The organism is Bacillus alveayuensis (assembly GCA_030812955.1).
Classification (GTDB): domain Bacteria; phylum Bacillota; class Bacilli; order Bacillales; family Aeribacillaceae; genus Bacillus_CB; species Bacillus_CB alveayuensis.
In genome coordinates this window covers 1-1,291 of sequence record JAUSTR010000053.1, presented here as the reverse complement: position 1 = coordinate 1,291, position 1,291 = coordinate 1, and the positions used below count along the sequence as shown (strand labels likewise).

1 protein-coding gene is annotated in these 1,291 nt (G+C 32.4%); it reads right to left on the bottom strand.

The genetic code is table 11. From position 1 onward, the window contains the following. Positions 1 to 223: 223 nt before the first annotated feature. Complete coding sequence (locus tag J2S06_RS16060) at positions 224 to 1,135, bottom strand: DMT family transporter (protein WP_419152970.1); 912 nt, start codon at positions 1,133 to 1,135, stop codon at positions 224 to 226. Between the last annotated feature and the right edge of the window lie 156 nt (positions 1,136 to 1,291).

The following is a 1,291-nucleotide window of genomic DNA, read 5'->3' as shown; positions in this document are numbered from 1 at the left end:
GTCTCCTGTGTGGAAGAAACAGGCCCTCTCTATTCTAAATCCATTTCAGAGATAACCCTATCTATCTTACATTACACAAAATTCTTGACGGTACCCTTTTTAATAAATTCACGAATAAAATAAGTTTAATTCACTTCATCAGGAGCCTCATTTCGCTTAGAGGTCGGAGTTATAGTAAGGTTAAGAATTAACTTCACCATATATTAGCGAAATCCCATTAATTTTAACTATTTATGTTTGAGGGTTCTTCTTTTAAAATCCTTTTAAATTTCTTCTCAAACACAAATAATAAAATACCGCTAATAATAATCATTCCACCAATAATTTGTGATGTAATAACGGATTCCCCTAAAAAAATATAGGCTAAAATAATGGAGCCGATAGGTTCAAACAAAATGGTTACTGAAATGACATTTGTACTGATCCATTTTAAAGACCAATTAAATAACGAATGTCCTAGTAATGTTGGAATAAGCGCTAAAAGAATAAAACAAACCCAATCATTGTATGAATATCGAACCAGTGGATATTGCAATAAAACACAATAGAAAAACAAGGTAACCGTACTAATTCCATAAACGATAAATGTATAGGCAGTTAAAGAATGTTTTTTTCTTACATGCTGACCAAACAATAAATAAGCTGTTATCATTATGCAGGCTGCCAGAGCTAAAAAGTCTCCAAGTAGTGCCATACCGCTAATTTGAAAGTCGCCCCAACTAATAATAATACTTCCTATAGCCGCCATAATGGCACTAAAAAAAGCATGAAGGGAAATTTTTTCATGAAAGAAAAAATAAGTGCCGATAAATGAAAAAATCGGCTGAAGTGTTACTAGTACAACAGAACTAGCAACTGATGTGTAGTTTAAAGATTCAAACCATAAAATAAAATGAAGTGCTAAAAAAACACCTGCAATGATACTATTTAACCACTCTTTATTCGTAAATGTTTTTAATTCAGGCATGCTTTTCCATAAAAAATAGGGCAAAATGAATAACGTTGAAAAAAGTAAGCGATAAAAAGCAATAACAGCTGATGGAGCTGTGGCAAGCTTCACTAATATGGCAGAAGTGGAAACAGCAATTACTCCGATTGCTAATGCTATATATGGTAAAGATGTTGATGCTTTCACGGTTATTGCTCCTCCTATTTGTCTTGGTTATTTATTACTATTCTACAAAGAGAAATTAAGATGTAAATTAGCACATTATTTCAGAATCCCTTTTTCAAATTATTTCAGGCGGATTCGGAAATAATGTGCAAAATTTTTGCGGATTGTTCCGGATTT